21 protein-coding genes are annotated in these 26,631 nt (G+C 66.1%); 13 read left to right on the top strand and 8 right to left on the bottom strand.

All coding sequences use genetic code 11. The annotated features are described in order from the left end of the window. Positions 1–31: 31 nt before the first annotated feature. The 4 genes from ACKVEX_RS10250 to ACKVEX_RS10235 form a co-directional block, all read right to left on the bottom strand. Positions 32–2,383 carry an efflux RND transporter permease subunit gene (locus ACKVEX_RS10250; protein ID WP_473215629.1) on the bottom strand — a complete coding sequence of 784 codons (2,352 nt, stop codon included), beginning with the start codon at positions 2,381–2,383 and terminating at the stop codon, positions 32–34. Continuing rightward, positions 2,380–3,342, bottom strand: coding sequence for a WD40/YVTN/BNR-like repeat-containing protein (locus ACKVEX_RS10245; protein ID WP_473215628.1), 963 nt, complete (start codon positions 3,340–3,342; stop codon positions 2,380–2,382). Before ACKVEX_RS10245 ends, ACKVEX_RS10250 begins: the two co-directional genes overlap by 4 nt. Before the next feature lie 144 nt (positions 3,343–3,486). Then, on the bottom strand, positions 3,487–4,836 hold the full coding sequence (locus ACKVEX_RS10240) for a DUF1329 domain-containing protein (RefSeq protein WP_473215627.1): 1,350 nt from the start codon (positions 4,834–4,836) through the stop codon (positions 3,487–3,489). A gap of 31 nt (positions 4,837–4,867) precedes the next feature. Beyond that, positions 4,868–6,922, bottom strand: coding sequence for a DUF1302 domain-containing protein (locus ACKVEX_RS10235; protein WP_473215626.1), 2,055 nt, complete (start codon positions 6,920–6,922; stop codon positions 4,868–4,870). A 339-nt stretch (positions 6,923–7,261) separates the two neighbouring features. Here ACKVEX_RS10235 and ACKVEX_RS10230 point away from each other — a divergent pair, with 339 nt between their 5' ends. The 4 genes from ACKVEX_RS10230 to ACKVEX_RS10215 all read left to right on the top strand — a co-directional run bounded on the left by ACKVEX_RS10230 (position 7,262) and on the right by ACKVEX_RS10215 (position 11,837). Next, a complete protein-coding gene (locus tag ACKVEX_RS10230; protein WP_473215625.1) occupies positions 7,262–7,897 on the top strand; it encodes a LysE family translocator in 636 nt (211 codons plus the stop codon). 16 nt (positions 7,898–7,913) lie between these two features. Further along, positions 7,914–9,716: an ABCB family ABC transporter ATP-binding protein/permease gene (locus tag ACKVEX_RS10225; RefSeq protein WP_473215624.1), complete on the top strand. Its 1,803-nt coding sequence runs from the start codon at positions 7,914–7,916 to the stop codon at positions 9,714–9,716. A gap of 196 nt (positions 9,717–9,912) precedes the next feature. Continuing rightward, positions 9,913–10,836 (top strand): transporter substrate-binding domain-containing protein, encoded by a 924-nt coding sequence (locus ACKVEX_RS10220; RefSeq protein WP_473215623.1) that lies wholly within the window; start codon positions 9,913–9,915, stop codon positions 10,834–10,836. Beyond that, on the top strand, positions 10,833–11,837 hold the full coding sequence (locus ACKVEX_RS10215) for an asparaginase (protein ID WP_473215622.1): 1,005 nt from the start codon (positions 10,833–10,835) through the stop codon (positions 11,835–11,837). The genes ACKVEX_RS10220 and ACKVEX_RS10215 overlap by 4 nt, the downstream gene beginning before the upstream one ends. A 16-nt stretch (positions 11,838–11,853) precedes the next feature. Here the strand turns inward: ACKVEX_RS10215 and cysB are convergent, their stop codons facing one another. Then, positions 11,854–12,798 (bottom strand): HTH-type transcriptional regulator CysB, encoded by a 945-nt coding sequence (gene cysB, locus ACKVEX_RS10210; protein ID WP_473215621.1) that lies wholly within the window; start codon positions 12,796–12,798, stop codon positions 11,854–11,856. A gap of 177 nt (positions 12,799–12,975) precedes the next feature. Here cysB and ACKVEX_RS10205 point away from each other — a divergent pair, with 177 nt between their 5' ends. The 6 genes from ACKVEX_RS10205 (at position 12,976) to ACKVEX_RS10180 (ending at position 19,761) form a co-directional block, all read left to right on the top strand. Further along, the gene (locus tag ACKVEX_RS10205; RefSeq protein WP_473215620.1) at positions 12,976–14,658 is read left to right on the top strand and encodes a nitrite/sulfite reductase; all 1,683 of its coding nucleotides are present in this window, start codon (positions 12,976–12,978) and stop codon (positions 14,656–14,658) included. After that, positions 14,651–15,175, top strand: coding sequence for a DUF934 domain-containing protein (locus ACKVEX_RS10200; RefSeq protein ID WP_473215619.1), 525 nt, complete (start codon positions 14,651–14,653; stop codon positions 15,173–15,175). The genes ACKVEX_RS10205 and ACKVEX_RS10200 overlap by 8 nt, the downstream gene beginning before the upstream one ends. Positions 15,176–15,197: 22 nt before the next feature. Continuing rightward, positions 15,198–15,932, top strand: coding sequence for a phosphoadenylyl-sulfate reductase (locus ACKVEX_RS10195; RefSeq protein WP_473215618.1), 735 nt, complete (start codon positions 15,198–15,200; stop codon positions 15,930–15,932). A 118-nt stretch (positions 15,933–16,050) separates the two neighbouring features. Continuing rightward, the gene (gene cysD, locus ACKVEX_RS10190) at positions 16,051–16,965 is read left to right on the top strand and encodes a sulfate adenylyltransferase subunit CysD (RefSeq protein ID WP_473215617.1); all 915 of its coding nucleotides are present in this window, start codon (positions 16,051–16,053) and stop codon (positions 16,963–16,965) included. Positions 16,966–16,985: 20 nt separating this feature from the next. Beyond that, a complete protein-coding gene (locus tag ACKVEX_RS10185; RefSeq protein WP_473215616.1) occupies positions 16,986–18,266 on the top strand; it encodes a sulfate adenylyltransferase subunit 1 in 1,281 nt (426 codons plus the stop codon). A gap of 241 nt (positions 18,267–18,507) precedes the next feature. Beyond that, positions 18,508–19,761: a nitronate monooxygenase gene (locus ACKVEX_RS10180; RefSeq protein ID WP_473215615.1), complete on the top strand. Its 1,254-nt coding sequence runs from the start codon at positions 18,508–18,510 to the stop codon at positions 19,759–19,761. A gap of 89 nt (positions 19,762–19,850) precedes the next feature. Here the strand turns inward: ACKVEX_RS10180 and ACKVEX_RS10175 are convergent, their stop codons facing one another. Beyond that, complete coding sequence (locus ACKVEX_RS10175; protein WP_473215614.1) at positions 19,851–21,974, bottom strand: AsmA family protein; 2,124 nt, start codon at positions 21,972–21,974, stop codon at positions 19,851–19,853. Positions 21,975–22,134: 160 nt separating this feature from the next. Between ACKVEX_RS10175 and ACKVEX_RS10170 the strand changes: the two genes are divergently transcribed. The 3 genes from ACKVEX_RS10170 (at position 22,135) to ACKVEX_RS10160 (ending at position 25,292) form a co-directional block, all read left to right on the top strand. Next, a complete protein-coding gene (locus ACKVEX_RS10170; protein WP_473215613.1) occupies positions 22,135–23,628 on the top strand; it encodes an NfeD family protein in 1,494 nt (497 codons plus the stop codon). After that, positions 23,625–24,419 (top strand): slipin family protein, encoded by a 795-nt coding sequence (locus tag ACKVEX_RS10165; RefSeq protein WP_473215612.1) that lies wholly within the window; start codon positions 23,625–23,627, stop codon positions 24,417–24,419. The genes ACKVEX_RS10170 and ACKVEX_RS10165 overlap by 4 nt, the downstream gene beginning before the upstream one ends. Before the next feature lie 96 nt (positions 24,420–24,515). After that, positions 24,516–25,292 carry a ferredoxin--NADP reductase gene (locus ACKVEX_RS10160; protein ID WP_473215611.1) on the top strand — a complete coding sequence of 259 codons (777 nt, stop codon included), beginning with the start codon at positions 24,516–24,518 and terminating at the stop codon, positions 25,290–25,292. Positions 25,293–25,359: 67 nt separating this feature from the next. Here the strand turns inward: ACKVEX_RS10160 and ACKVEX_RS10155 are convergent, their stop codons facing one another. After that, positions 25,360–25,680, bottom strand: coding sequence for a putative signal transducing protein (locus ACKVEX_RS10155; RefSeq protein ID WP_473215610.1), 321 nt, complete (start codon positions 25,678–25,680; stop codon positions 25,360–25,362). A 20-nt stretch (positions 25,681–25,700) separates the two neighbouring features. Further along, positions 25,701–26,576, bottom strand: coding sequence for an AEC family transporter (locus ACKVEX_RS10150; protein ID WP_473215609.1), 876 nt, complete (start codon positions 26,574–26,576; stop codon positions 25,701–25,703). Positions 26,577–26,631: the final 55 nt, after the last annotated feature.

The following is a 26,631-nucleotide window of genomic DNA, read 5'->3' as shown; positions in this document are numbered from 1 at the left end:
CGCGGCGATCCCGCAGGTTCTGCCCCGGTTCTCATGCGCGCGCGGGGCTGGGCCGATCGGCGCGCTGCCCGTTCCCGAGGAGCATGGCCGCGATCGCCGGCAACAGCACCAGCGCGCCGAGCATGTTGACGATGAACATGAACGCCATCAGGAGGCCCATGTCCGCCTGGAACTTCAGTGCCGAGAAGGTCCAGGTGCCGACCCCGACCGCCATCGTCGTCGCGGTGAACATCACCGCCGTGCCGCGCTGGCTCAGGGCCTGGAAGAAGGCCTCCGGCAGGTCGTCGCCGTGGCTGAAGCGGTGCGACATGCGCTCGTAGAAGTAAATGCCGTAGTCGACGCCTATGCCGACCGCGATCGCGACCACCGGCAGTGTGGACACCTTGAGACCGATGCCGAGCCAGGCCATCAGCGCATTGCAGAGGACCGCCGCAATCATCAGCGGCAGGATGATGCACAGGGTCGCACGCCATGAGCGGAACTCGAGGAAGAACAGCAGGCCGATGGCGCCGAACACCAACGCCAGGATCGTCACCGACGCGGCATCGACCGCCTCGTTGGTCGCCGCCATCACGCCGACGTTGCCCGATGCGAGCAGGAAGTCCAGATTTTCGGTCCGATACGCATCCCGGAAAGCCTTCACCTCGCGGATCACATGCGCAATCGTCGGGCCCTCGTGATCGCGCGTGAAGATCAGCACCTGCATCGCGCTGCAGTCGGTGTTGAGCAGGCCGGTGCCGGTGTCGACCGGCGTCACCGACTGCGCCAGCACCGCCGGATTGCGCGACAGCACCCGCCAGCGCGGATTGCCCTCGTTCCAGCCCGCGTTGATCGTGCGCGCCACGCCGGGCAGGCCGACCACGCTCTGCACCCCGTGCACGCCGCGCATCGTCATCTCGAAGCGGTCGATCGTGTTCATGATGTCGAAGTTCGTGCACGCCCCGTCGACGCCCTGCGTCTGCACGATCACCGACAGCACGTCCACGCCGATCGAGAACGCCTCGACGATGGCCGCCGCATCCTGGTTGTAGCGGGAGTCCTGGTGCAGTTCCGGAATGCCGTGACCGAGGTCGCCGGTGCGCAGCTCGCGCGACTTCCAGGTGGCCGCGCCGAGCAGCAGCGCGGTGACGACCAGCACGACGATGGCCCGCCTGGGTGCGGCCAGCGAGCGCAGTCGCGACCACAGCCAGTGATCCTTGGTCTCCGCGCCGGCGCTGCGACGTAGTTCCGCCGCGCTCAGGCGGACGAAGGACAGCAGCACGGTCAGCAGCAGCATGTTGGTGATCAGGATCAGCCCGACGCCCAGACCGGCGGTCAGCGCCAGTTCGCGCACCATGTCGATCTCGATACGCAGGATCACGAGAAAGCCGACCACGGTCGTGGTTAAGGCCATGGATCCGGGCAGGAGCAGGCGCCGGAAAGCCATCCGTGCCGCGTACAGCGGGTCGTCCTGCGCCATCAGTTCCAGCCGCCAAGCATGGGTCATCTGCACCGCGTGGCTCACGCCGATCGCGAAGATCAGGAAGGGCACCAGGATGGACATCGGGTCGATGCCGAATCCGATCAGCGGCAACAGCCCCAGCAGCCACACGACCGGCACCATCGCGCACAATAGCGTCAGCGCGGCGAGCTTGACCGAACCGGAGTACAGCACCAGCAACACCGCGGTGATCGCGAACGCGACCAGGAAGAACATCAGCACGCCGCGCGCACCGTCGGTGATGTCGCCCACCGCCTTGGCGAAGCCGATGATGTGCACGTCCACGCGGTCGTCCGCATGGCGCGCACGAATGTCCTCGAGCAGGCGCGCGACCGCGAGCGTGTCCAGCCGCTGGCCAGTGCCCGGGTCGATCTCGAGCAGTTCGGCCGTGACCATCGCGCCGCCATGATCGTTCGCAACCAGACGCCCCAGGCGGCCGGACTTGAGCACGTTCTCGCGCACCGTTTCGAACTCGTCCGGCGTGCCCGCGAAGCCGGCCGGAATCACGTTGCCGCCGGCGAACCCGTCCTCGACCACTTCGATGAAGCGCACGTTGGGCGTGAACAGCGACGTGACCGTCGCGCGATCGACGCCCGGGATGAAGAACACCTCGTCGGTGACCGCCTTGAGCCGGTCGAAGAACGCCGGCTCGTAGATCTCGCCTTCGCTCTGACGCAGCGCCACCAGCACCCGGTTGGCCCCGCCAAAAGTGCTGCGGTAATCGACGAAGGTCCGCATGTACGGATGTTCGAGCGGAATCATCTTCTCGAAACCGGCATCCACATACAGGCGGGTGGATGACGCGCCGAGCGACAGCGTCACCAGCACGAACAGCGCGAGAAAGAGCTTGCGGTGACCGAACACCAGGTCCCCGAGCCGGTCGATGAACTGCGCCAGCCTCACGAGTCACTCCCCGGCAGGCGAATCCGGACAGGCAGCACGCCCTCGTCGCCGAACAGCAGAATCTCGCCGGCTGCGGCGCCGTCGGTGACCGCGACGAAGCTTCGGCTGGAGCCGCTGTCGATCGCGTCGAAGCGGCGTGCGTGCCGGTCGGCGACCAGCACCAGGCCGCTCTGGCCCACCAGCACCACGCTACCGTCGGCGAGCACCCCGCCGCCGAAGATCGACGCTTCGGTGCCGGTCGGCACTGCCTGCCAGCGCTCGCCGCGGTCGTCCGAGCGGAACGCGTGGCCGCGCATGCCGAACACCAGCAGGCTGCTATCGTCCAGCGCAAGCGCACCGAAAAAGGAACCCTCGTAGGGGCTGTCGAGCTCGACCCAGTTCGCGCCGCCGTCGTCCGAACGCAGCAGCGTGCCGGCCTCGCCGGCGAGGATCAGGCTGTCGCCCACCGCTACGATCGCATTGAAGTGAAAGTCGTTGCCGTCGAGCGCGCGCTCGGTCCAGCCTCGCCCGCCGTCGTCGCTGACCAGAAAACGGCCATAGGCCCCTACCGCGATGCCCCGGCCGGCTGCATCGAAACGCAGCGCCAGCAGCGGCTCCTCGGCCTGCGGCGCCTCGAAGACCTTGTCCCAGCCGAGGCCCCCGTCGGTGCTCCTCAGGATCACCGAATCATGACCGACGGCGACCAGCGTGGAGCGGTCGACCAGCGCCAGCGCCGTCAGCGTCGCCTCGGTCGGTGACGGCGCGCTTCGCCATTGCCCGCCGCCATCGTCGGACAAGAACACGTGCCCGCGCTCGCCGACCGCCACGATGCGCGTGTCCGCAGCGTACGCGGCCAGCATCAGCAGATGCTCGATGCGCACCTCGGTGGCCGGCATCGGAGCATCGCTGCGCTCGCCGAATGCGATCGTCACCGCCGCAACGACGAACAGCGCGAATGCGAAGCCGACGAGTCTGTTCATGGTGTCGACCCGCACGGTCCGGCATCGTGGGCCGTCGATGAATTGCGGCGGCAGATCGAGTTCATGCGCCGAACGCCGCGACTGCGATGCAGACGATGCACCTCCGCGCCGCGGATGACGCACCCGCAACGCGGAGCATGCGCATCAGCGCGTCCCGACTCGGCGCAGACCGGACGGCGTGAACCGTGCCGGCCGGGCGTCGATCGGGTCGTGGATGCGGGGCTCGTCGTTACGCAGGCCCATCGCGATGTAACGGCCGGACTGCAGGTCGTGGTGCACCTCGAGATTCGGGTACAACATCGGGATGTCGAACCACACGATGCTGTGCAGTTCCGCCACGCGCCACAGCTGATCGCGTGCGTCGTACTTGTCGATCACCAGCACCGACCAGGAGTCCTCGTCGAGGTAGAAGGTGCGCCGCTTGTAGATGTGGCTGGTTCCGTCCTTCAGCGTTGCATCGACGACCCACACCCGGTGCAGCTCGTAGCGGGCGTGGTCCGGATTGACATGTCCCGGCTGCAACACATCGGCCATGGTGATCTTGTTGCCCACCAGCCTGTATGAGTTGTAGGGCACGTAGATCTCGCGCTTGCCGACCAGCGTCCAGTCGTAGCGCTCGATCGAACCGTTGTACATGTCGAAGTCGTCGTTGGTGCGCAGGCCGTCGGCGGCGGTCCCCGGGTTGTCGAACTCGACGTTGGGCGCGAGCCGCACCCGGCGCTGGCCCGGGTTGTAGGTCCAGGCCTGGCGCGTGCCGAACATTTCATGCACCAGCAGGATCTGACCGGCCAGGCGCGCCGGCGCGGTCACCGTCTGCAGGAAATTGAACAGCTTGTCCGGTTCGATCTGATCCGCGGCCTTGCCGAGACTGCCGTAATGGAAGTCGTACTCGTACTCGAAGCGCACCGGCGTATAGCTGCCCGAGCGGGTCACAGCCGCCTGACTCCAGTTCATCGCATAGGCTTCGCCTCGATAACGGGTCAGGTGGTTCCAGATCGCCTCGGCACCGCTCTGCGGAATCGGGAAGGGGATGCCGCCGGTCGTGCCGATGACGCCGTTGCCGTCCGCGGCCAGCGACGCGCGTGTCGCATTGGCCACCGTCTGCTCATAGTGCGCCTGCGGGAACGCGGCGCTACGACGGGTCGGATAGACGTTCATCCTCCAGCTCGGATAGGTCTCCAGCATCGCGATCTGGCCGGGCGTGAGTTGCTCACGGTACTGGGCCAGGTTGGACGCATCGATCGTGAACAGCGGCCGGTCGTCGGCGAACGGATCGGCATAGTGACCGCCCGCCACGTGGCCGGCGGGGGCGCTGGCGAAGCCGCCGTCCCATGCCGGGATCGTGCCGGCGGCGTTGCCGGCACGCTCGGCGCCCATCGGGGTGAGGTCCTGCCCCAGCCGCGTGGCCTCGGCGGCCGAAACCTGCGCCAGCGCGCCTGGGGTCGCGAACGCGAACGTCACTGCCAAGCCGAGAATCGAGATTGTGTTGCGCATGTCCGAAGTCTCCTGAATGCCTTGTACTGGCTCAGAACGAATAGCTGACGCTGACCGACAGGAAGTCGCGATCGACGAGCGGGTTGGTATGGCTGGCGTAGGTCTGGGGCTGTCCGGCCGGAACCTGAGCGGGATCCGTGCCGCTGATCTTCTTGCCGCCGAAGAACGACGTGTAGGCGATGTCCGCCTGCCACTTCTGCTGGTAGTTGATGCCCAGCCCGAGGGTGACCGCCTTGGCGTCCTCGTTGAAGGTCGGACTGCGGCCATTCACGTCATGCACGAACGCGATGCGCGGCGACAGCGTCGCAGCCCCGAGCGCATTGGCATAGTCCGCGCGCGCCAGCAGCCGATAACCCCAGGAACTGCGCGTCGTGAAGCAGCCGGTGCTGGTGGAGCCGAAGGAAGCCGCCGTCGATGAACCCGGCTGCGGCAGATGGCAGCCCGGTGCCGCAAACTTCAGATCGGACGGCAGATCGAGCCGCGTGTAACCGACCTCGCCGACCATGACCATCTGATCGGCGCCCAGCACCTGCGGCACCGCCTTGGTCGCGGTCATCTGGATCTGGTGCATCTTCACGCGACGATAGCCCTTGATCTCGGCGCCGTAGGGCACCGCCGCGGCCTGCCGCGGATCGGTCCCGGTCAGCTGGTTGCCGATGCCGAGCGCCGCGCCGAGCAGTTCGGCTGACGGCAGCTGCAGCGGCTGGTTGGAGCGGTAGGAGTACTCGCCCTGCAGCGCGATGCCGGCCGGGCCCAAGGTATTGAAGCTGAGGCCGTAGAGCTTGATGTTCTTCGGGTAGTCGATGAAATAGCTGCCCGGCCCACCTCTGGCCACCGACGCGCCACAGGCGGCGTTGGTCGCGTTCAGTGCGGACAACTGCGTGGCAAGGGCGATGTTGCCGCCGAGCACCCCGGCAAGGGCGCCGATGTTGCCGGCGCTGTGCAGCGCGCCGAAGGTCGGGATGTCCACCGCGGTACAGCCCGGGACCGCAGCCGCGACAGGCAGTCCGGCGGCAGCGAGCGCACCGCCTGCACCGGGGGGCAGCGGCCCCGCAATCGTCGCCGGTGCCGTGATGCCGCCCCGAACGCCAGACACATAGGGCGTGCGGCTGTGGTAGTTCACGTGATAGACGCCGATCTCGGTGAAGTTCAGTTCCGGCAGCAGCATGCGCATGGCGATGCCATATTCGCCACCGTTGCCCGGCTCCCGGTCGGCCGAACGCGGTGCGATCAGCGCGCCTGTCGGATCGGCCGGAAACGCACCGAAGAACGGGGCAGACAAGGCCACGTCGGCATCGTTGCGCCGCCCGAACCCGGTGTAGGCATTGCGGCCGCCGACCGCGACGAAATCGTTGGTGCTGAGGAAGGTTCCGACCGGATCGATCTTGGTCTCCTTCCACTGCGCCATCCACACCGCTTCGAGCGAGATGTTGTCGGTCAGTTCCTGCGAAGCCCAAACCATCGGAATCGGCATCAGTCCCTCGCGCAGCTCCGAACCCGGGATGCGCAGGCGGCTGACGTTGATCGGGTTCAGGATGTTGATACCGTTCCGGATGAAGGTGCTCTCGCCCCAGCTCACGACCTGCTTGCCGGCACGCATGTTCAGGTCCCGACCGGCGACGTCGAAACGCCCGCGCACATAGGCGTCCAGGATCTCCGCATCGCGCCCGACCTCGTCGCGCACCCTGGAGCTCAGTTCATCCTTTTTTCGGATCGCGTTGTCGTAGAAATACGACGCGCGCACGAACGCGCCGAAGTTGCGGTAGTTGAGTTCGAGGTCGTGGGTGGCCTTGAACGCGAGCGAGACCAGGTCGCGCTTGTCGTAATTGAGGTTGCCGTCGTCGGAGTTGGGGTCGCGCGAGGTGCCGCCGTTGGCGATGCTGATCAGCGATTTCTCGCGATCCTGCATGCGCCACAATCCGCCGATCGACAGCGTCGTGTCGAAGCTGCCGGTCAGTTCGCCACTCGCACTCGAAAATTCGAATGCATGAACCGGCGCTCCTCCCCCGAACGCCAGCGCGACGGTTGCGGCGAGCGTGCCGAAACGGCATGCCGGCGCCGCGAAGAAACGGTTTCTCCGTGACATCGAGTCTCCTCCATGTAGGCCGGGCCGCTCCGGCTGATTCTTCTTTCGGCGATGCTGAATGGTCGTGCGAGACACCCGATCCGGGCCCTTCGTCCGCGCGGGCCGCAGTGCGGCACGTTCGGAAGACATCGACTCGATCGCGGGTCTACAGTCCTGATTCAAACGTTTGTTTGAATATTACGAGTTCCTCCATGCAAGTCAAGCGGTCGCGTCGAACATGCCGATGGTGCGTCGAATCCATGCCCTACGGTTTGACCTCGATCAACACTCCCGCGACAATTCGCGCTCGCTGTCGACCACGCCGCGCGGTCGCGCATATCGGGACGATTCCCCCACACCATGCCGCCATTCGATGTCCTGCTGAGTTTTCTCGCCGTGTCGGTGGTGGTCACGCTCGCCCCGGGGCCGGACAATCTGATGGTGCTGGGGCAGAGCCTGGCGCGCGGGCGCCTGGCCGGCTTCGGACTGGCGCTCGGCTGCGCGCTCGGCTGTTTCACCCACACGCTGTGGGCCACCCTCGGGGTCAGCGCAGTGCTGCTGGCCTCGCCCAACGCGTTCTTCGCCCTCAAGCTCGCCGGGGCGGCCTATCTCACCTGGCTCGGCGTACAGGCCCTGCGCAGCGGAAGCGTTGGCGTGCAGGGTGTCACCCGTTCGACGCCGCTGCCGTGGTTTCGCTATGTGATCCGCGGCTTCATCGCCAATGCGGTCAATCCCAAGGTGGCCCTGTTCTTCATGGCCTTCCTGCCGCAGTTCGTCCGGCCGGACGCCGGTCCAATCGGTGCGCAGATGGTGGCCCTGGGGGGCGTGTTTGCGCTGCAGACCGTCATCGTGTTCGGCTCGATCGCGTATGCGGCGGGCAGCATCGGTCAGTTGCTGAACAGACGGCCCAGACTCGGTCCATGGCTGGACCGCCTGGCCGGCCTGATCTTCATCGCGCTCGCAGTCCATCTATTGTGGCCGGATTCCGGTCGCTGACCGGTAGAATCGCTGCATGAGACGCGCACCCGCCACGGCCCTGCCCGGCCCCGAACCCACCGAACGCCGTGACTGGCAAACCCTCAGAAGCCTGATCCCGTACCTGTGGGCCTACAAGGGCCGCGTGCTGTTCGCGCTGCTGTGCCTGCTCGCCGCAAAGGGCGCGAACGTCGCGGTGCCGCTGGTGTTCAAGGAGCTCATCGACGCGCTGACGATCACGCCGCAGCAGGCCTTCATCGTCGTGCCGGCGGCGCTGCTGCTGGCCTACGGCGTGCTGCGCTTCTCGAACTCGCTGCTGACCGAGTTGCGCGAGATCGTGTTCGCGCGGGTCACGCAGCAGGCGGTGCGGCGCATCTCGCTGCAGGTGTTCCGGCACCTGCACGCGCTGAGCCTGCGCTTCCATCTGGAACGGCAGACCGGCGGCCTGACGCGCGACATCGAGCGCGGCACCCGCTCGATCAATTCGCTGATCAGCTACACGCTGTACTCGATTCTGCCGACGCTGGTCGAGATCGGGCTGGTCATCGGCATCCTGCTGCTGCGCTATGACGCGATCTTCGCGATCATCACCGTGGTCACGCTGAGCATCTACATCGTGTTCACGATCAAGGTCACCAACTGGCGCACCGCGCTCAGACGCCACGCCAACGAACTCGATTCGGCCGCGAACGCGCGCGCGATCGACAGCCTGCTCAACTTCGAAACGGTCAAGTACTTCAACAACGAGGAGTACGAGGCGCGCCGCTACGACGAGCAGATCGACAAATGGACGCAGGCGCAGCTGAAGAACCAGTTCTCGCTGTCCGGGCTGAACATCGGCCAGGCCATCATCGTGTCCATCGGCGTGACGCTGATGATGTGGCAGGCCGCCGACCGGGTCGCGACCGGCGAGATGACCATAGGCGACATCGTGCTGGTCAACGCCTTCCTGATCCAGCTCTACATCCCGCTGAATTTCCTCGGCGTGATCTATCGCGAACTGCGCCAGGCGCTGACCGACATCGAGCGCATGTTCGGGCTGATGCACCAGAACAAGGAGATCGCGGACGCGCCGGATGCGCTGACGCTGCCCGCGGGCCCTGCGTCGGTCCGCTTCGAATCGGTGAGCTTCGCCTACGATGCCAAGCGTCCGATCCTGTTCGATGTCGATTTCGAGATCCCGGCCGGCCGCACGGTCGCGATCGTCGGGCACTCCGGTTCCGGCAAGTCGACGCTGGCGCGGTTGCTGTACCGCTTCTATGACGTTCAGGGCGGCGCGATCCGGATCAACGGGCACGACCTGCGAGCGCTGACGCAGCACAGCCTGCGCGCCGCGATAGGCATCGTGCCGCAGGACACCGTGCTGTTCAACGACACGCTGTTCTACAACATCCAGTACGGACGGCCGGATGCGACCCGCGAAGAGGTGGTGGCGGCAGCGACCGCGGCGCAGCTGACCGATTTCATCGCGCGGTTGCCCGACGGATTCGAGACCCGGGTCGGCGAGCGCGGCCTCAAGCTCTCCGGCGGCGAGAAACAGCGGGTCGCGATCGCGCGTGCGCTGCTGAAGAATCCGGCCATCCTGATCTTCGACGAGGCCACATCGGCGCTGGACTCCAAGACCGAGAAGGCGATCCAGGCGCAGATGGACCGCGCCGCCGAAGGGCGGACCGCGATGGTGATCGCGCACCGGCTGTCGACGATCATGAATGCCGACGAGATCATCGTGCTCGACCAAGGGCGCGTCGTGGAGCGCGGCACCCACGGCATGCTGCTGCTCAAGGGCGGCGATTACGCGCGGATGTGGGCGCTGCAGCAGCAGGAGGCCGAGCAGGCCTGAGCCAGGCGCAGACCGTGCCGAGGCTGCCGGGGTGTAGCCGGTGGCGGGCAGCATGTCACGGCGGACATCAGAACCCGTGAAACAAGCTCACGAACGACGAGCACGGCGGCGCCGGCGGCGCTAGAATCCGGACAGCGTGCAGTAGAGCCCATCAGGCGACGACCGCGCCTCGAAACGGATGACAGGGCGACCCCCCATGATGACTCCCCCGGGATCGGGCCGGCGCAAGGGCTGGCTCGCCGTGATCACAATCTGGCTCGCGGCCGCCGCGCTGCCTGCCGGGGCGCAGCTTGCGAGCACCGATACGCTACAGCGGATCAAGGAACGCGGCACCATCACGCTCGGACATCGCGAATCCTCGGTCCCGTTCGCGTATTACGACGACAAGGGGCAGGTGATCGGGTACTCGCACGAACTGGCGCTGAAGATCGTCGATGCGGTGCGGCGACATCTGGACGAACCCCTGCTGGTCCTGCGCCTGGTGCCGGTCACGCCGGAGACCCGGATCGACATGATCCGGCGCGGCGATATCGATCTGGAATGCGGCTCGACCACGCACAACTCGCAGCGCGCGCGGCAGGTCTCCTTCTCGAACACCTTCTTCATCGTCGGCACGCGCATGCTGACCCGCCGCGACTCCGGCATCCACGATTTCGCCGACCTGCCCGGACGCACCGTCGTGACGACCGCCGGCACGACATCCGAGAAGCTGCTAAGCGCCATGAACGAGCGCCAGCAAGGCGGCATCGAAATCGTGACCGCCCCGGACCATCGCGAGAGTTTCATGATGCTCGAACGTGACGAAGCCGAAGCCTTCATGATGGACGACGCGCTGCTATACGGCGAGCTGGCCAAGGCCGCATCGCCCGAGCAGTGGATCGTCACCGGCACGCCGCAGTCCTACGAGGCCTACGGCTGCATGATGCGTCGCGGTGATCTCGCGTTCAAACGCCTGGTCGATGCCACGCTAGCGAGGGTCATGACATCGGGCGAGGCGGAACGCATCTATCGCAAGTGGTTCATGAGTCCGCTGCCGCCGAGCGGCCTCAACCTCAACTATCCGCTGTCGGAGACGATGCGCGCCCTGTTCCTAAACCCGAACGACAATCCCTTCCAATGAGCACTTATCTTCCCCAAATCAGACTGATCGCGACCGGCGGCACGATCGCCGGTTCGGCCGCTTCGGCCACTGCGGTGTCCGGCTATGCGGTCGGCGGCGTCGGTGCCGACGCGTTGCTGGCAGCGGTCCCACAGATCGGCGCGCTCGCCAGGGTTCACGCCGGGCAGCCGTTCAACATCGACAGCAAGGACATGACGCCGGCGCACTGGCTGCAACTGCTCGCCCACGCACGGACCTCCCTGGCGGACCCGGCCATCGACGCGCTGGTGATCACGCATGGCACCGACACCATGGAGGAGACCGCGACCTGGCTGGATCTGATGCTGGACACGACAAAACCGGTCGTGATGACCGGCGCGATGCGACCGGGCACCGCGCTCTCGACCGACGGACCCATGAACCTCTACGACGCGGTACGCACCGCCGTCTGTCCGGACAGCGCGGGACGCGGCGTGCTCGTGTGCTTCGCCGAGCACATCTATCGCGGGCTCGGCGTGCGCAAACGTCACACCGGTCATCTGGACGCCTTCGAAGGCATCGGCGGCGCGATCGGATGCACGCGGCCGGACATCGCCTACTTCATGGCGCCCGCCGGCCGCTGCCTGCCCATCCCTCGCGTGAACTTCGACGCAACGCTGCCCCGGATCGATGTGCTGTATGCCGGCGCCGGCAGCCCGCCTGATCTGCTGCACGCCTCGGTCGCCAGCGGGGCGCGCGGCATCGTCCTCGCGCTGCCCGGCGGTGGCAGCGCGGCCGACGTCTGGCTCGACGATATCGCTGCGATCGTGGGTCTGGGCGTGCCGGTGCTGCGCGCATCCCGTTGCGGCGAAGGCGACGTGTCGCGCGGGGCGCTGGACGAGCGAACCGGCACTCGACCGGCCGGCCGCCTGTCGCCGGCCGCCGTACGGGTGGCGCTGATCATCGCGCTCGCGGCCCAGGACGCAGATCCGGCCTTCGACCCGGATGCGTTTCTGGATGCGGTAACGACGGGCTGGCGCTGAAACCTGCCACCGCACCCTACAACTGGTAATCGTCGCCGCCGCGACCGGCCAGCGCGGTCTCGACGCTGTGGCGGGTCAGGTGCGGCGCGAACAACTCGATGAAGCTGAAGATGTAGCCGCGCAGGTAGGCGTTGCGCCGCAGGCCGATCCGGGTCGTGCTCGATTCGAACAGATGGGCCGCATCGACCATGCCGAGCTTCCTGTCCTCGGCCGGATCGAAGGCCATGCGCGCCAGGATCCCGATACCCAGATCCATCGCGACATAGGTCTTGATGATGTCCGAGTCGATCGCGGTCAACACAACTTTGGGCCGCAGCCCCCGGCCGAGAAAGGCCTTGTTGATCAGGCTGCGGCCGGTGAATGCGTCGTCATAGGTGATCAGCGGATAGCGCGCGATCTGTTCCAGCGTCAGCGGCTGGGCCTGCAGGATGGGATGGCGCGGCGTCGCGACGATGCAGCGATTCCACTGGTAACACGGCAGCATCACAAGTTCGTCGTACTCGTCGATCGCTTCGGTGGCGATCGCGATGTCGGCCTCGCCCGCGAGCGTCATCTCGCACACCTGACGCGGGTTACCCTGATGCAACGACAGGCTGACCCGCGGGTAGCGCTGCAGGAAGTCTCGAACGACCCGCGGCAGCACATATCGCGCCTGCGTGTGCGTGGTCGCGATGGACAGGCTGCCTTCGGCTTCGTTGCTGAACTCGTCGCCGACCTGCTTGAGGCTGTCGATGTCGCGCAACATGCGTTCGGCGATCAGCAGCACATGGCGCCCCGGTTCGGTCACGCCGACCAGACGCTTGCCGTGCCGCACGAAGACGTCGACCCCGAGTTCCGTCTCCAGCTGCCGGATCTGCTTGGAGACGCCCGGCTGTGACGTGAACAACGCCTCGGCCGCCTCCGACACGTTCAGATTGTTGCGTGCCACCTCGAGCACATAGCGCAATTGCTGAAGATTCATGTCCCCCCCGATGCGTGACCGCCCCCGGATCCATGCGCAGCATGCAAAATCCGGCTTTATATAACTTGATGTTATTAGAGTTTAACCCAGTCGAGCTTCCGAACCCTAAACAGTCCCTTTAGCATTCGACCATGACAAAAAAGCCGACGCATGCACGACCGGCCAACGGAGAGCACGATGTACCAGTACGATGAATATGACCAGCGGCTCGTCGATCAGCGGGTGGCGCAGTTCCGGGACCAGACCCGTCGCTACCTCGCAGGCGAACTGTCGGAGGACGAGTTCCGTCCGCTGCGACTGCAAAACGGGCTGTACATCCAGCGTCATGCGCCGATGCTGCGGGTCGCGATCCCATACGGCCTGCTGTCCAGTCGCCAGCTGCGCAAGCTCGCCGCCATCGCCCGCACCTACGACCGGGGCTACGCGCACTTCACGACCCGTCAGAACGTGCAGTTCAACTGGCCGGCCCTCGAGCAGGTACCGGAGATCCTCGCCGAACTGGCCACGGTCGAGATGCACGCCATCCAGACCTCGGGCAACTGCATCCGCAACATCACATCCGACCCGCTCGCAGGTGTGGCCGGGGACGAACTGATCGACCCGCGTCCATGGTGCGAGATCGTGCGCCAGTGGAGCACCTTCCACCCCGAATTCGCATACCTGCCGCGCAAGTTCAAGATCGCGGTCAATGGCGCGGAACAGGACAGGGCCGTCATCCAGGCGCACGACATCGGCCTGGATCTGAAGCGCGATGCAGACGGTCACATCGGCTTTCGGGTGCTGGTCGGTGGCGGGCTCGGGCGCACACCGATCGTCGGCGAGCAGATCGCGGAGTTCGTACCGTGGCAGCACATCCTGACCTACTGCGAGGCGATCCTGCGCGTCTACAACCGCTTCGGCCGGCGCGACAACATGTACAAGGCCAGGATCAAGATCCTGGTCAAGTCGCTGGGTATCGCCGCCTTTCGCGAGCAGGTCGAGTCCGAGTGGGTCCATCTGAAGAACGGACCGTCCACGCTGACCGAGGCCGAGGTCGAGCGGGTGTCCGCGCACTTCGTCGATCCCGACTACGCGTCGCTTGCGAGCGACGACGTCGGCCACCGCAAGCAGCTGGCCGAGAACAAGGCGTTCGCGGCGTGGGTCGGGCGCAACGTGCGCGCCCACAAGCGACCGGGTTACGCGATCGTGACGCTGTCGACCAAGCACAAGCTGGTTGCACCGGGCGACACCACGGCCGAGCAGATGGACCATGTCGCGGACTGGGCCGATGAATACAGCCTCGGCGAGCTGCGCGTCACACACGAGCAGAACCTGGTGCTGGCCGACGTCCGCCAGGCGGACCTGTTCGCGCTGTGGCAGAAGGCGCGCGACGCGGGCCTCGCGACCCCGAACATCGGGCTCGTGACCGACATCATCGCGTGCCCGGGGGGTGACTTCTGCAATCTGGCCAACGCCAAGTCCATCCCGATTGCGAACGCGATCCAGGCGCGCTTCGACGACCTCGACTACCTGCACGACATCGGCGAGATCGAGATCAACATCTCCGGCTGCATGAACGCCTGCGGCCACCACCATGTCGGCCATGTCGGCATCCTCGGCGTCGACAAGAACGGCCAGGAGTGGTACCAGGTTTCGATCGGCGGCGCCCAGGGCAACGACACCGCGCTCGGCAAGGTCATCGGCCCGTCGTTCTCTGCCGCCGAGATGCCGGACGTGGTCGAACAGCTGATCCGCACCTATCTCGCGCTCCGCCATGCGGACGAGCGCTTCATCGACACCGTGCGTCGCACCGGCATCGAGCCCTTCAAGCAAGGGGTGTATGCCGACCGCCAACCGCAAAGAAGGGTCGCCAATGCCTGAGCTCATCAAGAATGGCCGGATCGTCGACGACGACTGGCAAATCGTCTTCGTCGCGGAGGGACAGACCGCCGCGACGATCAGCCTGCCTGCGGGCAGGCTGATCGTCCCGCTGGCGGTATGGTCCGAACGCCGGGACGAACTCGCCGCACGCGACGAAATCGGCGTGTGGCTGGACGGCAGCGACGATCCGGCGACGATCGCGCCGGACCTGGATCGTCTGGGCGTCGTCGCGATTCACTTCCCGAAGTTCGCGGACGGTCGCGGTTACTCGAGCGCGACGCTGCTGCGCAGCCGCCACGGCTACCGCGGGGAACTGCGCGCAATCGGCGTGGTGCTGCGGGATCAGTTCAATTATCTGACGCGCTGCGGCTTCGACGCACTGCAACCGGCCGCCGGACACTACTCGACCAGCCAGCTGCAGGCCGCGCTCGCCAGCCTGAATGACTTCACCGAACCCTACCAGGCCTCGGTCACTCTGGTCGCACCGCTGTTCCGGCGCGTTCGCCGCGCGGCCTGAACCTGAACGAGCGGAGCACGGCATGCACCCGAACATGAATCCCGATCTGGCCGACAAGGCCCTGCGCATCGAACTCGACCGCAAGGTGGCCGCCGCCGAGGCGCTGCTGGCCGACATCGCGCGCGATTTCCAGCCGGCGGCCCTGGCCAACAGCCTGGGCGCCGAGGACATGGTCCTGACCGATCTGATCCTCAAGAATTTGCTCCCGATCGAGATCTTCTCGCTCGACACCGGGCGCCTGCCGCCGGAGACCTATGCACTGATGGCCGATGTGCAGCGGCACTACGGCCTGAAGCTTAAGCTCTACTACCCGAATCACGACAGCGTCGAGCGCTTCACGCGCGACCACGGCATCAACGGCTTCTACGATTCGGTCGAGCTGCGCAAGGCGTGCTGCCATGCGCGCAAGGTCGAGCCGCTGCAGCGCGCGCTGGCCGGCAAGCGCGCCTGGGTGACCGGTTTGCGTGCGCAGCAGTCGGCCACGCGAACCGACCTGCCGGTGCGCGCCTTCGACGAAGCCAACGGCCTGGAGAAGTTCAATCCGCTGTCCGCGTGGAGCGAGAAGGACGTCTGGGCCTACATCCGCTTGTTCGACGTGCCCTACAACAAGCTGCACGACCGCTTCTACCCGAGCATAGGTTGCGCGCCCTGCACCCGACCGGTTGCGATCGGCGAGGATGTGCGCGCCGGCCGCTGGTGGTGGGAGGATCCGGCGTCCAAGGAATGCGGCCTGCATGTGATCCGGAGCGCGTCATGAACGGCCCGGATGGAAGCTTTCGCATGACGCTGCGTCGCCAGCTCGATGCGCTTCGCGCCGGCCTGCGCGCCGCCGCGCGCGCACTCAGATCATACCCTTCACGCAACGCGAGATAAGCATGTCCACGCTGACCAGACAAACCCTCAGCCATCTCGACTGGCTCGAAGCCGAGGCGATCCACATCCTGCGCGAAGTCGCGGGTCAGTGTGCCAATCCGGTGCTGCTGTTCTCGGGCGGCAAGGACTCGATCTGCCTGCTGCGTCTGGCCGAGAAGGCCTTCCGTCCCGGGCGCTTCCCGTTTCCGCTGATGCACATCGACACCGGCCACAATTACGCCGAGGTCATCGCGTTCCGCGACAAACGTGCCGCCGAGCTGGGCGAGCGCCTGATCGTGCGCTCGGTCGAGGATTCGATGGCGCGCGGCACGGTCCAGCTCAAGCACCCGGGCGAGTCTCGCAACAAGCATCAGTCGGTCACGCTGCTCGAGGCGATCGAGGAGTTCGGCTTCGATGCCTGCATCGGCGGCGCCCGGCGTGACGAGGAGAAGGCGCGGGCCAAGGAACGCATCATGAGTTTCCGGGACGAGTTCGGCCAGTGGGACCCGAAGAACCAGCGTCCGGAACTGTGGAACCTGTTCAATGCGCGCACCCACAAGGGCGAGAACATCCGCGCCTTCCCGATCAGCAACTGGACCGAGCTCGACGTGTGGCAGTACATCCGGCGCGAGCAACTGGAGCTGCCGAGCATCTACTTCGCGCATGTCCGGCCAGTGGTGCGCAAGGGCGGGCTGCTCCAGCCGGTCACCGAGCTGACCCCGGCGAAGGACGGGGACATCGTCGAGAACGTGCAGGTGCGCTTCCGCACCGTCGGCGACATCACCTGCACCGCCCCGGTCGAGTCCGACGCCGATTCGGTGGACAAGATCCTGCTCGAGACTGCGACCACGACGATCACCGAACGCGGTGCGACCCGCATGGACGACCAGACCTCGGAAGCGTCGATGGAGCAGCGCAAGAAGGAAGGCTACTTCTGAACATCACAGGAACCATCATCATGTCCGCACCCGAAAACCTTCCCGGCATCGACAACGGCCTGCTGCGCTTCCTGACCTGCGGCAGCGTCGACGACGGCAAGAGCACGCTGATCGGCCGCCTGCTGTTCGACAGCAAGACCATCCTGGCCGACACGCTCAGCGCGATCGAGACCACGTCGAAGAAGCGCGGCCTGACTGCGGTGGACCTGTCGCTGCTGACCGACGGTCTGCAAGCCGAGCGCGAGCAGGGCATCACCATCGACGTGGCCTACCGCTATTTCTCGACCGGCACGCGCAAGTACATCATCGCCGACGCGCCCGGCCACGAGCAGTACACCCGCAACATGGTCACCGCCGCCTCCACCGCCAACCTCGCGATCATACTGGTCGATGCACGCCGCGGCGTGCAGACGCAGACCCGGCGCCACTCCTACCTGGCCCATCTGGTCGGCATTCCGCATCTGGTGGTCGCGGTCAACAAGATGGATCTGGTCGACCACGACCAGGCGACCTTCGAGCGCATCTGCGCCGACTATCGCGCATTCGCGCGCAAGCTCGGCATCCCGGATGTGCGCTTCATCCCGATGTCCGCACTGAACGGCGACATGATCGTCGATCGGGGCGACCGGCTCGACTGGTATACCGGCCCGACGCTGCTCGAAGTCCTCGAGACCACGCCGGCCGCGCACACCGAACAGGCCGAAGACTTCCGCTTCCCGGTTCAGTATGTTTGCCGTCCGCGGGATTCGGCCAACCCCGAGCTGCACGACTACCGCGGCTTCATGGGGCAGGTAGAGTCCGGCGAGATCGCGGTCGGTGACGCGGTCACGGTGCTGCCGTCCGGGCGCAACAGCACCATCAGACGCATCGAGATCGGCGGTCTGGCGCAGCCGCGCGCGATCCATGAACAGTCGGTGGCGCTGCTGCTGGCCGACGAAATCGATGTTTCGCGCGGCGACATGATCGTCAAGCGCGACGAACAGCCCGCTATCCGCAAGGAGCTGACCGCGACCTTGTGCTGGCTGTCGGAACAGCCGCTGTCGCTGGCGCGCACCTATCTCCTGCGCCACACCAGCCGCGAAGTCAAGGCCAAGGTGGCGAAAATCGACTTCCGGCTGAACCTGAACACGCTCGACCATGAGCAAGCCGGCTCGCTCGACACGAACGACATCGCGCAACTCACGATCAGGCTTGCGCAACCGGTCTTTGCCGACCCGTATCTGGCCAACCGCGCGACCGGGGCGTTCATCCTGGTCGACGAGAGCACCAACAACACGGTCGGCGCCGGCATGATTCGCTGACCTGAGTCAATAAACGACGAAGTCGCAGGGGGAGCATGATGCTCCCCCTTTGTTTTCGTGTTAAAAGGTCGGGTTTGATCGAGTCGTGTCGGCGAGCATCTCCGCACCCGTGGCGCGGTTTTATTTATCGGGCGGGTGTGGTTGAATTCCGTTGCGTGTCGGACCTTCTTCCGGCCCCTCCCCGCGGCGCTTCTGCCGACCACTGCGACGAGACAACGCAGCCAACTGGACAAGACAAGTTATGAAATGCGTCGATGACTTCCGTCTGAAACTCGGAAACCGTGAGTACGTCCCGATCATCATCGGCGGCATGGGCGTGGATATCTCGACGGCCGACCTGTCGCTGGTCGCGGCCCGCCTCGGCGGTATCGGCCACATCTCGGACGCGATGGCCCCTACGATCAGCGACCGCCGCTACGACACCAAGTATGTGCGCAACAAACTCAAGCTTTACAAGTACAACGTCGCGAACACCGACAAGTCGGAAGTGCAGTTCGATCTCGCACTGCTGGCCGAAGCCACCGAAACGCACGTGCGGCGTACGATGGAACGCAAGCAGGGCGACGGGCTGATCTTCATCAACTGCATGGAGAAGCTGACGATGAACGGGCCCAAGGACACGCTCCGGGTTCGTCTTCGCTCGGCCCTGGACGCCGGCATCGACGGCATCACGCTAGCGGCGGGTCTGCACCTCGGTTCGTTCGCGCTGATCGAGGATCACCCGCGCTTTCATGATGCCAAGCTCGGCATCATCGTGTCGTCGCTGCGGGCGCTGCAGCTCTTTTTGAAGAAGTCCTCCCGCACCGGCCGCCTGCCCGACTATGTCGTGGTCGAAGGTCCGCTCGCCGGCGGCCACCTCGGATTCGGCATGGACTGGGCGCAATACGATCTGGCCACCATCGTCGCCGAGATTCGCGACTGGATGAAGACCCAGGAGCTCGACATTCCGCTGATCGCGGCCGGCGGCGTGTTCACCGGCACCGATGCGGTCAATCACATTCAGAACGGCGCCGCGGCGGTGCAGGTCGCGACCCGGTTCACGGTCGCCCATGAGTGCGGTCTGCCGGAAGACGTGCAGCAGCACTACTTCAAGGCCAGCGAGGACGAGATCGAGGTCAACACCATATCGCCGACCGGCTATCCGATGCGAATGCTCACCAGCAGCCCGGCGATCGGCGCAGGCATCCGCCCGAACTGCGAGGCCTATGGTTATCTGCTCGACGCCAACGGAAACTGCGCCTACATCAACGCCTACAACCACGAGGTGGCGCTGCACCCGGAAGAGAAGCGGATCAGGGTCATGGACAAGACCTGTCTATGCACCCACATGCGCAACTTCGACTGCTGGACCTGCGGTCACTACACCTACCGTCTGAAGGACACCACGCACCGCAAGGACAACGGCGACTATCAGTTGCTGTCGGCCGAGCACGTGTTCAAGGACTACCAGTTCAGCCGGGACGGCAAGGTCGCGCTGCCGGAAGTCGAGGCCTGAACACTCGGCGGCCGGCCCGGCCGCCCACGCCGGCGCGCGAGCCGGATCCGAGCGCCCGATAATCGCGAACATATCGGGGCTGCGCCCGCCTACCTGATCAGCCCTCTCAGGCCGCGGCGCAGGTTCTCCTGCAGGTTCTCGGGCACCCTGTCCTGTATCTGCTGCTCGATCCGATCGCGCGCCTGCTGCTTCGCGCCTTCGGCCAGCAGGCGCTCCACGTCCAGTCGATACTGCGGACTGTCGAAGCTGCCGGTGACGCGAATCGGAACGGTCACACCGCGCAAGGCCTCGAGATCCGCGCCGCCCTGACCGGCAAGCGTGCCGACGACGCTGGCCTGGATGCGGTAATCGATCTGTCGATTGCCCAGATCGACGCTGCCTTCACCGGCCACGCGCAGCAGCGGCGAGCGGACCAGCAAGTCCTGGTTGCGCGCGACGCCGTTGGCGATCTGCACCGTGCCGACCATGTCGGTGAAGTCGGTCTGGCTCGGGCCCGACTCGGCCGGCACCGGCTGGCCACGCAAGCGGGCCGCCGCCTCGCGCATGTACTGCGCCACATTCACACCCTTGACGGCCCCGTCGGCGAAGCGGAACTCCGCATTGCCGCCCAGACTGCGCGTCATCGCGTCGCCATCGTTGCCGACCGCCTGCAGTCGTGCGCGCAGGTTGGCCTGGCCGGTCAGCCGTTCGCTCTGTCCGGTGAGGTCCCGCAGCAAGGGCCCGATCTGCACGCCGGTCAGCGACTCGTCGAGCGACAGGCGCATCTGCCGACCGCTCGCGTCGAGCACGACGTTGCCGGCATACCGCCCCTGGTACAGCGATGCGCCGAGCGGGGCGAGCCGCATCACGCCATCTGCCGCATTCGCGTTGATGTCGAGTTCCGACAGTTGCAGCCCGGCGAGCTTCAGCGTACCGACCCGCAGGCGTCCCGCGAGCGTCAGGTCGCGCAGCGCCTCGGGCGGACCCGCCGCGGCTGCGGCCGCCCCGGGGGTCGCGACTGCCGGCGCCGATGCCGAACCCGCCCCGGTCGCCGGTGGCAGATACCGATCGAGGTCGATGCGGTCCAGCGCCAGATCAAAGCGCATCGCCTGGGTCGCGAGGTCGGACAGACCGGCGCTGCCCTGCAGCGTGCTGTCGTCCAGATGCAGTGCCAGATCGCTCAGTGCCAGACTGGTCGGGTCGACGGTGAAGTCGGACCACAGGTCCGCGCGGGTCAGCGCGTTCGGGTCGGCCATGTCAGGCACGGGCTGTCCGAGCGCACGCAAGAGCTCGCGCGGGTTGAATGTCGCGATCGCGATCGTGCCATTCGCCGACGGACGCGCATCGGCGAGGCCGGTCGCGCGCAACGCGCCGGTCGCCTCGAGTCCGAGCGCGGCCACGGAAAGATCCTTGACCTGCAGGCTGCCCGCCGCGACATCGAACGCGACATCCGCCCCGACCGCCACATCCAGCCGACCGCCGGGAAGCGCGTCGCCCACACCGGCCAAGCGCAGCGTGAATCCCTCTACCGTCACGGCGGCCGGTTCGGGCCGGATCGACACCTTGCCCGTCAGGTCGAGGCGCCCACGCAGATCGGGCGCGCTGGACGCGACATCCAGACCAATCTCGAGCGGAAACGCAACGCCGGGACGAATCTCGCCCGAACGCAGACTCAGGTTGCTGACCTCATGTCTGACCCCGGCCTGCCGGTCGTCCAGCGACACGCTCGCCGACTCGATCTCGACCTCGCCGACCGCGAACGCGGCCGCCCCGATACGCAGGTCGGGACCGTCCCGGCGATCGCCGGACGGGGCCGCCTGCGGCTGCGCGTCGCCGGCAAGATCCTCCCAGTTGCCTCGCCCGTCCGCATCGCGCACCAGCCTGAGCGCGAGGCCATGCAGCACCACCCGATCGACGTCGATGTCACCCCCGAGCAGGGGCAGCAGACGTGCCCGCAGCTCGGCGCGCTCGACGCTGGCAAACGGTTCGTCGCCGAAACCGGGCGCATCCCCGAGCCGCAGGCGCTCCACTTCGACGCCCAGCCATGGAAACACCGACAGGCCGATGTCACCGGCGATGACCAGTTCCCGACCGGTCTGCTGGCGGACCTCGGCCGCGATCCGATCGCGATAGTCGTTCGGATCGAACACCAGCAGCAGATAGGCCGCAACCACACCGAACAGCACCACCAGAGCAGCGACCAGGAATACGGTGATACGCAGCGCGGCTTTCATGAACACATTCCTTGCAGACGGTATGAAACAGGCTAGCAAGGGGCCCGGCATGTCGCAAGCCGATTCGCTGCGTGCACTGGCGTGAAGCGCCGCTGACGGGAACAAGCAGACTGGACTACACTCATACATGCAACCGACGATTGACGACGAGGATTCTGCGATGCCCGCGAACCTGCGACGCCTGTTTGCCTTACTGCTGCTGCTCGGCGGACTCGCGCTGCTCGGTCTGGCGGTCGCGACCGACACGCCGCGCAGCGGCAGCGTGCTGGTGCTGCGGGTCGATGGTGCGATCGGCCCGGCCAGTGCCGACTTCATCAAACGGGGCCTGGCGCTCGCGGTGGAGCGCAATGCCGGCGCGGTCGTGATCGAGATGGACACGCCCGGCGGGCTGGACACGTCGATGCGCGCCATCATCAAGGACATCCTCGCCTCCACGATCCCCGTCGTCACCTATGTGAGTCCGGAGGGCGCACGGGCCGCGAGCGCCGGCACCTTCATCCTGTATGCGAGCCATGTCGCCGCGATGGCGCCGGCCACCAACCTGGGGGCGGCGTCCCCGGTCGCGATCGGCGGCCCGCCCGGCACCGGGGGCTCGCCTTCGCGGGGAGACCGCGGAGGGGACCGCGACGATGCGCCGGAACGCACCGACGGTGCCACGGACGACGCCGACGCGAGCGGGAAGACCGACCCGGATGCCACATCGTCGCGGCAGCGCGGCAGCGGCGCCAGCACCGGCAGTACGCTGATGGACAAGGCCACCAACGATGCCGCAGCCTATATCCGCGGCCTCGCGCAGTTGCGCGGCCGCGATGCGGACTTCGCCGAACGTGCGGTGCGCGAGGCGGCCAGCCTGTCGGCGACCGAGGCACTGGAAGCCGGCGTCATCGAAATACTGGCCGCCGACCTGCGCGACCTGCTGAGCCAGCTCGACGGGCGGGAGGTCAGGCTCGACACGGGCGCGACGGTGACGCTCGCGACCGCCAACGCGTTCGTCGACCATGTCGCGCCGAACTGGCGCAACCAGTTCCTGGCGGTGATATCGAATCCGCAGATCGCGCTGATCATGATGATGATCGGCATCTACGGGCTGTTCTTCGAGTTCACCAGCCCGGGTTTCGGCGTGCCGGGGGTGGCCGGCCTGATCTGCATCCTGATCGCGATGTACGCGTTCCAGTTGTTGCCGGTAAACTGGGCCGGCGTCGCGCTGATGGCGGTAGGTGCGGTGCTGATGCTGGCCGAGGCCTTTCTGCCCAGTTTCGGCGTGCTCGGCATCGGTGGCGTGATCGCGTTCGTCATCGGCGGCCTGTTCCTGATCGATGGCGACATTCCCGGTTTCGGCATTCCGCTGCCCTTCCTGATCGGACTGGCCATCGTCAGCGCCGGGCTGCTGCTCGCGATCGGCGGCTTCGCGGTGCGGGCGCGCAATCGGCGCGTGGTCAGCGGGCGCGAGGATCTGATCGGCAAGATCGGCACCGTGACGTCGACCGACGCCGGTGGTACCTATGCGCACCTGCACGGCGAGAGCTGGCAGGTGGAAAGCGCCACCCCACTTGCGCCCGGCGACCGGATCCGGGTCGTCGCGATCGACGGCCTGGTATTGAAGGTGGAAGCCGCGGCAATCGACCATGACATCGCTACAGGGAGTGCGACATGATTTTCGACTTCAACCTCGGTCTCGGTACAGTGGTGATCGTCCTGGTCGCGCTGCTGATCAGCGCGATCCGGATCCTGCGCGAATACGAACGCGGCGTGATCTTCATGCTCGGCCGCTTCTGGAAGGTCAAGGGGCCCGGCCTCATCCTGGTGATCCCGGGCGTGCAGCAGATGGTACGGGTGGATCTGCGCGTCGTGACGATGGACGTGCCCAGCCAGGACGTGATCTCGCGCGACAACGTGTCGGTCAAGGTCAATGCAGTCGTCTACTTCCGCGTCGTGGACCCGGAAAGGGCGATCATCCAGGTAGAGGACTACTTCAATGCGACCAGCCAGCTCGCGCAGACCACGCTGCGGGCGGTGCTCGGCAAGCACGAACTCGACGAGATGCTGGCCGAGCGCGAGAAGCTGAATCTGGACGTGCAGCAGATCCTGGATGCACAGACTGATGCCTGGGGCATCAAGGTCACCAACGTCGAGATCAAGCATATCGATCTCAACGAGAACATGATCCGGGCGATCGCGCGCCAGGCCGAAGCCGAGCGCGAGCGGCGTGCGAAGGTCATCCATGCCGAAGGCGAGAAGCAGGCCGCCGAATCGCTGATGGAAGCGGCCGAAATGCTGTCGCGCCAGCCCGCCGCGATGCAGCTGCGCTATCTGCAGACGCTGACGCAGGTCGCCGGCGACAAGAGTTCGACCATCGTCTTCCCGGTACCGGTCGAGCTGATCGGTTCGCTGGTCGACAGAATGACCACGCCCCCGAAAGGCGACAAGGTCCCCGACCAGCCCTGACCGACGGGACCGGGGCGGAGCGGCACGCGTCGTGGTGCGAACTTTTATCCGACTAATTTAGTCAACTAAAGGATCCCGACCACAGCGGAGGACAGCATGAGCACCCCTGACGACAAATTCACGCGCGAGACGATCACCCGCATCCACACCTGGACGCCGGGCCTGTTGTCGTTCCGTACCACCCGCCATCCCGGCTTTCGCTTCGTTCCGGGTCAGTTCGCACGGCTGGGCCTGCAAACCAGGGACGGCGAAACGGTGTGGCGCGCCTACTCGATGGTGTCGGCCCCGTATGACGATTTCCTCGAGTTCTTTTCCATCGTAGTGTCGGACGGTGAATTCACGACCCGGCTGGCGCAATGCTCGGTCGGCGACCAGATCCTGATCGGCAAGACCAGCTTCGGCTTTCTGACCATCGATCGCTTCCGTCCGGGCCAGAACCTGTGGCTGCTCGCGACCGGTACCGGCCTCGCGCCCTTCCTGTCCATTCTTCAGGATCCCTCGACCTGGAGCGACTATCGACACATCGTGCTGGTCCACAGCGTGCGCACCGCCGCCGAACTGACCTACCGCGACGCGCTCGCCCGGCTGAACGAGCACCCGCTGATCGGGGCGCACGCCGACCGGTTGATCTATGTGCCGGTGGTCACGCGCGAACCGCATCCGGCCGCGCTCGGCCACCGCATCCCGGCGCTGCTCGCTTCCGGGGAACTCGAGCGTCGCGCCGGACTGCCGCTGAACCGCAAGGATTCGAGAATCATGATCTGCGGCAACCCGGAGATGGTGCGCGACACCCGCAAGCAGCTCAAGGACATGGGCTTCGCGCTGGCACGGCGCGAAGAACCGGGCCAGTTCGCGGTCGAAAACGCGTGGTGACGCGCGCGTGTGGATCGACGCGCGCCGTCATACGAGGTCGATCCCACATCGCACCGTGAGTCGGCCATCAGCTGTCATGCTCGAACGGCTTCAGCGCGCCGCAGTTCCAGCACTGCGCAAACTGGCCCTCCATGGTTTCACCGCAGCGCTCGCAGCGCCACGACGCGGCGCGCGGTGCCTGTTCCGATTCGGTCAGGATGGTGCGCGCGATCGTCTCGTCCTGGCGATCGTCGATCCAGATCTGCGGGCCGGCCTCGATAAACGGAATGTCGCCGACCGCGCCGGCCAGAAAGGTGTTGCGCACCTCCGCATGGATGCCGGCCGAACGCAGCAGGTTGGCGCAATGATGGGCCTCTACCAGGTTGAGGCAGTGCATGAAGCGTTTCACCGGGGGTAACCTCGGACCATTCAGGGCAGCACGATCGCGAGCGCGACCATCAGGAAGATCGGCGCGAGCAGATTGCCGATCAGTACCATCGACGCGACCGTCTCCGGGTCCTGATGATAGCGTTCCGCAAACATGTAGTTGAGCACGGCCGGAGGCAGCGCGCCGAACACGAACACCAGCGCATGCTGTTCCGGCGGCAGATCGAACATCAGCAGCACGCTCCACGAAATTGCCATCCCGACCATCGGTCGGGCGATCCCGACGAACATGCCCTTGCCGACCGACGTGATGCGCGAGTCGTTCAGCCGCACACCCAGCGCGAACAGCATCAGCGGCACCGAGATGTCGCCGACCATGCGGATCGCAGTCAGCAGGGGCGGCCAGATGTCGATGCCGGCGAACGCGACCGCGAGGCCGAGCAGGGTCGCCAGCACCGACGGAATCTTCCACACCGTCCACAAGCGGACCCGATGGTCCAGCAACCACGCGCCGAAGGTGAAGTGCACCAGGTTCATAGTCATGAAGATCACCACCGCCGGTGCCAGCGCGCTTTCGCCGAATGCCAGCACCGCCAGCGGCAGCGCGAGGTTGCCGGTGTTCGGAAACATCATCGGGGGCACCAGCGTGCGCGCCGGAATCCGGCTCAGATGCGCCAGCCCCCAGCCGGCCAGGCCGGTCGCGATAACGATGATCAGCGTCGCCTGCGACAGCACGAAGTAGTCGGTCACCCGCATGTCGCGATTGACCAGCGCGGCGAAGATCAACGCCGGCAGGAAGACGTCCATGTTGAGCTTGTTCGCATGCGCCATGTCCGGCTTCAGGCGCCGGCCGATCCAGTAACCCAGCGCCGCGATCGCGAACATCGGAAACAGGATGGCAACGATTCGGATCAGCATCGGGAAGGGTTCGTCCTGACCAGAACGGAGGCCGCTTCCCGGCCCCCGCTCCCGC

The sequence above is a fragment of the Denitraticella aggregata genome (assembly GCF_048158365.1).
GTDB lineage: Bacteria > Pseudomonadota > Gammaproteobacteria > Burkholderiales > Rhodocyclaceae > Azoarcus_F.
The sequence above is the reverse complement of the archived record's forward strand: the minus strand, read 5'-3'. Positions and strand labels throughout refer to the sequence as shown.